The sequence below is a fragment of the Gallibacterium faecale genome, from assembly GCF_027920745.1.
In the GTDB taxonomy this organism is placed as follows: Bacteria; Pseudomonadota; Gammaproteobacteria; order Enterobacterales; family Pasteurellaceae; genus Gallibacterium; species Gallibacterium faecale.
In genome coordinates, this window is record NZ_JAQIBB010000013.1 from 44,379 (window position 1) to 52,809 (window position 8,431).

Below are 8,431 nucleotides of genomic sequence, written 5' to 3' on the forward strand. Positions count from 1 at the left end.
TCACTAAATAGGAGAGTGTATGCCGAACTCACGTACACCAATTAAACCTTTATCTGAAACTGCTCTGATCATTTTTTTAGGTGGTTTAGTTGGCTTCGGCCCACTCTCTATTGATATGTATCTGCCTACCTTCCCTAATATTGCGGAATACTTAGGAGCAGATATATCTCAAGTTCAATTTACAGTAAGTACATTCCTGATGGGCTTTTGTGCTGGGATGTTACTCTATGGGCCATTATCTGATCGTTATGGACGCCGCTTTATCTTAATTATTGGTATGTCGCTCTATGTCTTAGCGAGTATAGCCTGTTTATTTGCCACCAATATTGAACAATTACTCATTTGTCGATTTTTGCAGGCATTTGGCGGTGGCGCTACTCCCGTTTTAGGACGGGCTATTGTGCGAGATCGCTTTCCACCGCAACGCACTGTAAGCATTCTATCCATGATGCAGCTAATCACAATGTTAGCGCCATTACTCGCCCCTATGATTGGCGGCGTATTATTGATCTTCTTTGATTGGCGTTCCAACTTTGTATTACTTGCTATTTTAGGTGCTATCTGTTGGATTATTGTCTATTTTCGCCTTGAAGAAACTCATCAGGTTAATGTTTCTGCTCCATTAACATTAACAACTATTTTTCATCCTTATTGCATTGTCCTTCGTAATCCACCTACCGTAGGCTATATTTTCTGCCTATCTTCAATGTTTGGTGGCTTATTCACCTATGTTGCAGGTACACCTTTTGTTTACATTGATTACTTTCATTTCTCACCACAACATTATGGTTATTTCTTTGGACTCAATGTTATTGGGATCATCATATGTACTTTATTAAATAATCGATTTGCCAAAAAATATTCATTACAAACCCTCTTAGCAGGCGAAGTCAGTTTAGTCGCCATTGCGGGTATTGGATTTGCTTTCGCAGATCCTAACAACTTAATCGCCATTATGTTGCCATTATTCCTTTTTATTGGCCTAACTGGTGCGATTGCACCTAACATTATGGCCATGCTATTACAACTACATCGTAATCGTGCGGGCACAGCAATGGCTCTTGCCACCTCAATGCAATTTGCTGGAGGTCTCTTCGCTAGTGCAGCACTCTCTTATTTTTTTCAAGGAACACCACAAACCATGCTTCTCGTGCTTTGTGTCTGTTCTATCTGTGCAGTAACAGGATTTTTACTCGCTGCATTTTTATCAAATAAACAACAAACATCATAATAGGTTTAAGGTGAAACTATGTTAACTCAAGACATCATTCAACAAGCGGCACTTGCATTAAATCAAGCAGAAAAAAGTAGAACTCAGATTGAACAATTTTCTTTAGCTTATCCAGGAATTACGATTGAAGATGCGTATGCAATTCAAAAAGAGTGGGTGGCAATGAAAATTGCAGAGGGGCGTGTTTTAAAAGGCCATAAAATTGGTTTAACTTCTAAAGCGATGCAGAATAGTTCACAAATTGATGAACCTGATTATGGGGCATTATTAGATGATATGTTCTTTGAAGAAAATGGGGAAATTCCAATCTCACGTTTTATTGTCCCGAGAGTGGAAGTTGAATTAGCCTTTATCCTAAAACGTGATTTAACGGGGCCTAATTGCACTATTTTTGATGTATTAGATGCCACTGACTATGTGATTCCTGCTTTAGAAATTATTGATGCTCGCATTGAATCTTTTGATCGAAAAACTAAAGTTCCTCGTCGTGTATTTGATACGATTTCTGATAATGCTGCTAATGCTGGCGTGGTTTTGGGCGGTCGTGCAATTAAGCCAATGGATGTTGATTTACGCAGAGTTGCTGCGGTGCTTTATCGTAATGGTATTGTTGAAGAATCCGGAGTATCCGCAGCAGTATTAAATAATCCACTTAAAGGTGTTGCTTGGTTAGCCAATAAATTAGCACCTCATGGTGTCACCCTCAAAGCAGGCCAAATTATTTTAGGAGGATCTTTTACTCGTCCGGTGCCAGCAAGACAAGGCGATACATTCCATGTGGATTATCACGAGCTCGGCAGTATCTCAATGCAGTTCGTTTAGGAGGGATTGCTAATGAAATTACCTGAAAATTTATTTAAAAAAGCGATTAATAACAAACAAGCTCAAATCGGTGTCTGGGTGGGGATGGCTAATGGATATGCTTGTGAAATAGCAGCGAATGCTGGCTTTGACTGGTTATTGTTAGACGGTGAACACGCCCCTAATGATATTCAAACCTTATTACATCAATTACAAGTTGTTAGCGGTTATCCTTCAACCTCAGCTATCGTTCGTCCACCAATTGGTGATCCTGTGATTATTAAACAGTTATTAGATATTGGTGCACAAACCTTATTAATTCCAATGGTAGAAACTGTTGAACAAGCAGAAGCATTAGTTCGAGCAGTACGCTATCCACCTCGTGGTATTCGTGGCGTTGGTAGTGCCTTAGCTCGTGCTTCACGTTGGAATAATGTAGAAAACTATTTACATCAAGCTGATCAAGAAATTTGTTTATTACTGCAAATTGAAACTGAAAAAGGATTACAAAATCTGTCTGAAATTGCTAAAGTGGACGGGGTTGATGGTATTTTCATTGGGCCAGCCGATTTAAGTGCTTCATTAGGTCATTTAGGTAATCCGGGGCACCCTGAAGTACAAGAACATATTGAGCAAGCGATTAGAATTATTCGCCAAGCCAATAAAGCACCAGGTATTCTTTATGCAGATCCTAAGATGGCACATCACTATTTAGCACTCGGTTGTCTTTTTGTCGCAGTAGGCGTTGATACCTCAATTTTAATGCGAGAGTTATCTAAATTGGCGAGTAGTTTTAAACAACAAACACCAACGATAACAACAAGCCGTAATAGTGTGTATTAACACAAAGGAACAAATTATGGATCTTTCAAATTTTAGTTTATTACGAACCCAATCATACATTAACGGTCATTTTGTTAATGCAGAATCAGGTAACGTTTTCCCCGTTACTAATCCTGCCACTGGTGAAGTGCTTTGTGAAGTTAGCGATGCAGGTATTAAAGAAACTGAACAAGCTTTATATGCTGCACAACAAGCACAACAAGCTTGGGCAGCGAAAACAGGCAAAGAACGTGGTCAAATCTTACGTCGTTGGTTTGATCTCGTGATGGCAAATCAAGAGGAACTTGCACAATTATTAAGTCTTGAACAAGGTAAACCATTGGCTGAAAGTCGAGGTGAAATTGCTTATGGCGCCAGTTTCTTAGAATGGTTTGCTGAAGAAGCAAAACGTGCTTACGGTGATGTGATTCCACAAGATAAAGTGAATCGTCGTATTGTCGTGATTAAACAGCCTATCGGGGTTGTCGCAGCAATTACGCCTTGGAACTTCCCGAATGCGATGATTACACGTAAAGCTGCGCCTGCACTCGCCAGCGGTTGTACGATGGTTTTGAAACCTGCACCGGAAACCCCATTATCTGCTTTAGCATTAGCTGTATTAGCAGAACAAGCTGGCGTTCCTGCCGGGGTGTTTAATGTGGTTATTGGGACTGATGCTGTCGGGATTGGTAAAGTCTTAAGCCAACACGATATCGTAAAAAAACTCACGTTCACTGGTTCTACTCGTGTCGGTAAAATTTTAATGGAGCAATGTGCTTCAACAGTGAAAAAAGTTGCTCTTGAATTAGGTGGTAACGCACCATCTATTGTATTTGATGATGCTGATCTTGATACAGCGATCGAAGGCATTATTGCTTCTAAATTCCGTAATGCTGGACAGACTTGCGTTTGTACCAATCGTATCTATGTACAACGTGGTATTTATCAGGCTTTTGTCGAAAAATTCTTAGCACGTGTACAACAGATGAAGGTAGGCTCCGCTTTTGAACAAAACGTAGAAATTGGTCCTTTAATCAATCAAAATGCTGTTCATAAAATCGAAGATCATATTGCAGATGCGTTAGCTAAAGGAGCTACTCGTGTGTGCGGTGGTAAGTTACATGCTCTTGGCGGTACTTTCTTTGAGCCAACTATTTTAACTAACGTTAATCAAAATATGAAAGTCGCTAAAGAAGAAACCTTTGCACCATTAGCACCAATTTTCTGTTTTGATACGGAAGAAGAGGCCATCCAAATGGCAAATGATACTGAATTTGGCCTTGCATCTTATATCTATACACCAAATATGAGCCGAATTTGGCGAGTCAGTGAAGCACTTGACTATGGTATGGTAGGAATTAATGAAGGCATTATTTCTACTGAAGTTGCACCATTTGGTGGTGTGAAACAATCTGGGCTAGGACGCGAAGGTTCACGTTATGGTCTGGAAGAGTTTATGGAAATGAAATATCTCTGTATGAAAATTTAGCATTTTCGCTGATAAAAAAATGCCAGTGCTTACAACACTGGCATTTTTATTATTCATTTAAACCAAGTTTTTTCTCTAAGTAATGAATATTAGTACCACCTTTTTGGAAATTCTTATCATCAAGAATCATCTCATGTAGTGGAATATTGGTTTTAATCCCTTCAATAATGGTTTCATTTAATGCAGTTTGCATACGACGAATAGCCACTTGACGATCTTCACCATAACTGATTAATTTACCAATCATTGAGTCATAATTCGGCGGTACAGTATAACCACCATAAATATGGGAATCCCAACGGATACCAAAACCACCTGGCGAATGTAAATGCTCAATCTTACCTGGTGATGGTAAGAATGTCGCAGGATCTTCGGCATTAATACGACATTCAATCGCATGGCCACGTACTTTGATATCTTCTTGTTTGAATGAAAGTGGTAAACCCGCCGCAATACGTAACTGTTCTTTCACTAAATCTACACCAGTGATCATTTCAGTTACTGGATGCTCTACTTGAATACGCGTATTCATTTCAATGAAATAAAATTCACCATTTTCATAGAGGAATTCAAATGTACCTGCACCACGATACCCAATTTCTTTACAAGCATTCGCACAACGTTCGCCAATATTACGACGCATTTCTTCAGTAATACCTGGTGCAGGTGCTTCTTCAACCACTTTTTGGTGACGACGTTGCATAGAACAATCACGTTCTGCTAAATAGATTGCATTGCCGTGTGTATCTGCTAACACTTGAACTTCAATATGGCGTGGATTCTCTAAATATTTTTCCATATACACCATATCATTATTGAATGCTGCTTTTGCTTCTGCCTTAGTCATCGCAATTGCTTCTTCTAAAGCACTCTCTTGACGAACAACACGCATACCACGTCCGCCACCACCACCTGATGCTTTAATAATAATTGGATAACCAATGCGTTTCGCAATTTCTTTATTTTTATTAATATCACGACCTAATGGGCCATCTGAACCTGGTACACAAGGTACCCCCGCTTTTTTCATTGCTTCAATCGCAGAAACTTTATCACCCATTAGGCGAATAACGTCTGCTGTTGGTCCAATAAAAATAAACCCTGAACGCTCTACTTGCTCTGCAAAATCTGCATTTTCAGATAAGAAACCATATCCCGGATGAATCGCATCTGCACCAGTTACCTCAGCTGCCGCAATAATTGCTGGAATATTTAAATAGCTTTTTGCTGAAGGAGCTGGCCCAATACATACTGTTTCATCTGCAAGCAATACGTGTTTTAACATACGGTCAGCGGTTGAATGAACTGCTACCGTTGCGATATTTAATTCTTTACACGCTCTTAAAATACGTAATGCGATCTCACCACGGTTGGCAATAACCACTTTTTCTAACATAACTTGTATCCATGATTTGAAAGTTAACAACGCAACTTGTTATGAGTTGCGTTGTAGATAAACATTGGTCTATTCGATAACGATTAATTGCTCATCAAACTCAACCGCATCACCATCATTGACAAGAATCGCTTTTACAACACCTGCTTTATCAGATTCAATACGATTCATCATTTTCATTGCTTCAACAATACAAAGGGTATCACCAACTTTAACGGTTTTACCAACTTCAACGAACGGTGCTGCTTCTGGGCTTGGGCTACGATAGAAAGTTCCCACCATTGGAGAGCGAATAATATGACCAGATACAGTACCTTTATCTTCTGCTGATACTGCTTTTGGTGCTGGCTCAGCCACTGCTGGTGCAACTTGTTGAGGCACAACAAATGATTGCGGCATTACTGGCGCTGGTGCCGCAGCAACGTTACCACGACTAATACGTACTGACTCTTCACCTTCGGAAATTTCAATTTCCATGATGCCTGATTCTTCAACCAATTCGATAAGTTTTTTTATTTTACGAATATCCATAATTTGATCCGTTATAAGTTAATTGTTTAATCGACAAACCACAAAAACGCTGGTGGCAATGATTAATTTGCTTGTTGCTGCTGCAAATAAGCAACGGCAAACTGTAACGCATATTGATATCCTGCCGCACCTAAACCACAAATCACGCCCACAGCAACATCACTTAGGTAGGAATGATGACGGAAAGGTTCACGGCGATGAATATTTGAAAGATGAATTTCCACAAAAGGAATCTCAACTGATAATAGAGCATCTCGCAACGCCACACTCGTATGAGTAAAGGCTGCTGGATTGATCAAAATAAAATCCACTTCACCTAAGCTATCATGGATTTTATTAATAAGCTTTTCTTCGCTATTTGTTTGGAAACAAGTCAACGCAATATTGTATTGTGCTGCTGCCTTTTGTATATCGTTTTCGATATCTTGTAATGTTTGTTTACCATAATGTTTAGGTTCTCGTTTGCCTAACATATTCAAATTTGGTCCATTTAACAGCAAAATACGAAATGACATAATTTCCTCTTCTTCATTCTCTAAATGAAATGCCACATTATAACGATTTTATTGAAAATCACAGCATTTATCTGCTCGTACCACTCAAATTATTCTAAATTTTATCAAAATCGTCTTTTTTAACAACAAACGATATTCGCAACTTTTCGCCCACTTTCTGCATTTCCTAATAACACCTAAGCATCAATAAGCGTTAAGATATTCTCCTCAATAAAGGAGTATTACCATGAAAATTGCTGTTTATAGTACCAAAAGTTATGACAGAAAATATCTTGAACTTGTGAATGTCAAATATGGTTTTGAATTAGAGTTCTTTGACTTTATGTTAAGTAAGCGAACTGCCAAAATGGCAGAAGGTTGCCAAGCTGTCTGTATTTTTGTTAATGACATTGCCGATCGAGAAGTATTAACCCAACTTTCTCAATTAGGTATCCAAACTGTTACATTACGCTGTGCTGGTTTTAATAATGTTGATCTTAACGCTGCCAAAGAATTAGGTATTAATGTTGTCAGAGTTCCAGCATACTCGCCTGAAGCGGTTGCTGAACATACTGTTGGTTTAATGCTAACCTTAAATCGCCGTATTCACCGGGCATATCAACGTACTCGGGAGGCAAATTTTTCATTAGAAGGATTGATTGGTTTTAATATGCACGGACGTACGGTAGGTGTTATCGGTACAGGGAAAATCGGTCTTGCTGTGATGCGAATTTTAAAAGGCTTTGGTATGCATATACTTTGTTATGATCCATTTAAAAATCCAGCTGCAGAAGAACTTGGAGCAACTTATGTTTCTTTAGATGAACTCTATGCTCATTCTCACGTAATTACCTTACACTGCCCTGCCACACCAGAAAATTATCACTTGTTAAACGCTGATGCATTTAACAAGATGAAAGATGGTGTGATGATTATTAATACTAGTCGCGGTACATTGATTGATACTAAAGCTGCTATTGAAGCCTTAAAATCACGTAAAATTGGTTCATTAGGGATGGATGTTTATGAAAATGAACGCGATCTCTTCTTTGAAGATAAGTCAAATGAAGTGATTCTTGATGATGTATTCCGCCGTCTATCTTCTTGTCATAATGTCTTACTGACAGGACATCAGGCATTTTTAACTGAAGAAGCATTGACCAGTATTTCTGAAGTAACGCTCAACAACATTGCTCAAATTGAACAAAAATTACCCTGTGCGAATTCACTTTAGATTTTAGCTATTATTGGAATTCATCTTTTTTCATAGAATAATGTTATAATGTTGCAACATTTTTAACATTGCTTATAAAACAAGCAATATTAATCTATTTATTAACACAAGGATTTAATTATGAGTGATAAAATTGTTTATTCTAGTGATGCAGCTTTTGAAGCAGATGTTTTAAAATCAGATGTGCCTGTATTACTTGATCTTTGGGCGCCTTGGTGTGGACCTTGTAAAATGATCGCACCTATTTTAGATGAACTTGCAGAAGAGTTTGGTGACAGATTAAAAATTGTAAAAATTAATATTGATGATAACCAACAAACACCTGCAAATTTAGGTGTACGTAGTATCCCTACTTTAATTATCTTCAAAGATGGTCAACCTGTTGCTACCCAAGTTGGCGCTTTACCAAAACAAAGATTAGCTGATTTTATTA

Annotated in this window: 9 protein-coding genes; 6 read left to right on the top strand and 3 right to left on the bottom strand. The window is 38.5% G+C overall.

The features are described 5' to 3' along the window. Positions 1 to 19: 19 nt before the first annotated feature. The 4 genes from PF272_RS01415 to PF272_RS01430 are packed head-to-tail and all read left to right on the top strand — an operon-like array spanning position 20 to position 4,343. The gene (locus PF272_RS01415) at positions 20 to 1,231 is read left to right on the top strand and encodes a Bcr/CflA family multidrug efflux MFS transporter (protein WP_271141366.1); all 1,212 of its coding nucleotides are present in this window, start codon (positions 20 to 22) and stop codon (positions 1,229 to 1,231) included. Between the two features lie 18 nt (positions 1,232 to 1,249). Continuing rightward, a complete protein-coding gene (gene hpaH, locus PF272_RS01420) occupies positions 1,250 to 2,053 on the top strand; it encodes a 2-oxo-hept-4-ene-1,7-dioate hydratase (protein WP_065239311.1) in 804 nt (267 codons plus the stop codon). Positions 2,054 to 2,065: 12 nt separating this feature from the next. Beyond that, entirely contained in the window at positions 2,066 to 2,875 is an 810-nt protein-coding gene (gene hpaI / locus PF272_RS01425) for a 4-hydroxy-2-oxoheptanedioate aldolase (RefSeq protein ID WP_065239310.1), read from the top strand. Between the two features lie 16 nt (positions 2,876 to 2,891). Next, on the top strand, positions 2,892 to 4,343 hold the full coding sequence (locus PF272_RS01430; RefSeq protein WP_271141367.1) for an NAD-dependent succinate-semialdehyde dehydrogenase: 1,452 nt from the start codon (positions 2,892 to 2,894) through the stop codon (positions 4,341 to 4,343). Positions 4,344 to 4,392: 49 nt separating this feature from the next. On the opposite strand, the gene accC is transcribed toward PF272_RS01430, so the two are convergent. The 3 genes from accC to aroQ all read right to left on the bottom strand — a co-directional run bounded on the left by accC (position 4,393) and on the right by aroQ (position 6,785). Then, positions 4,393 to 5,739, bottom strand: coding sequence for an acetyl-CoA carboxylase biotin carboxylase subunit (accC, locus tag PF272_RS01435; RefSeq protein WP_065237067.1), 1,347 nt, complete (start codon positions 5,737 to 5,739; stop codon positions 4,393 to 4,395). 69 nt (positions 5,740 to 5,808) lie between these two features. Beyond that, the gene (gene accB / locus PF272_RS01440; protein ID WP_065233696.1) at positions 5,809 to 6,270 is read right to left on the bottom strand and encodes an acetyl-CoA carboxylase biotin carboxyl carrier protein; all 462 of its coding nucleotides are present in this window, start codon (positions 6,268 to 6,270) and stop codon (positions 5,809 to 5,811) included. Positions 6,271 to 6,332: 62 nt separating this feature from the next. After that, entirely contained in the window at positions 6,333 to 6,785 is a 453-nt protein-coding gene (gene aroQ / locus PF272_RS01445; protein WP_271141368.1) for a type II 3-dehydroquinate dehydratase, read from the bottom strand. A gap of 226 nt (positions 6,786 to 7,011) precedes the next feature. On the opposite strand from aroQ, the gene PF272_RS01450 reads away from it, so the two are divergent. Beyond that, complete coding sequence (locus PF272_RS01450; protein ID WP_271141369.1) at positions 7,012 to 7,998, top strand: 2-hydroxyacid dehydrogenase; 987 nt, start codon at positions 7,012 to 7,014, stop codon at positions 7,996 to 7,998. Positions 7,999 to 8,118: 120 nt separating this feature from the next. Next, on the top strand, positions 8,119 to 8,431 hold a 313-nt coding region (gene trxA / locus PF272_RS01455), incomplete at its 3' end, for a thioredoxin (protein ID WP_271141370.1).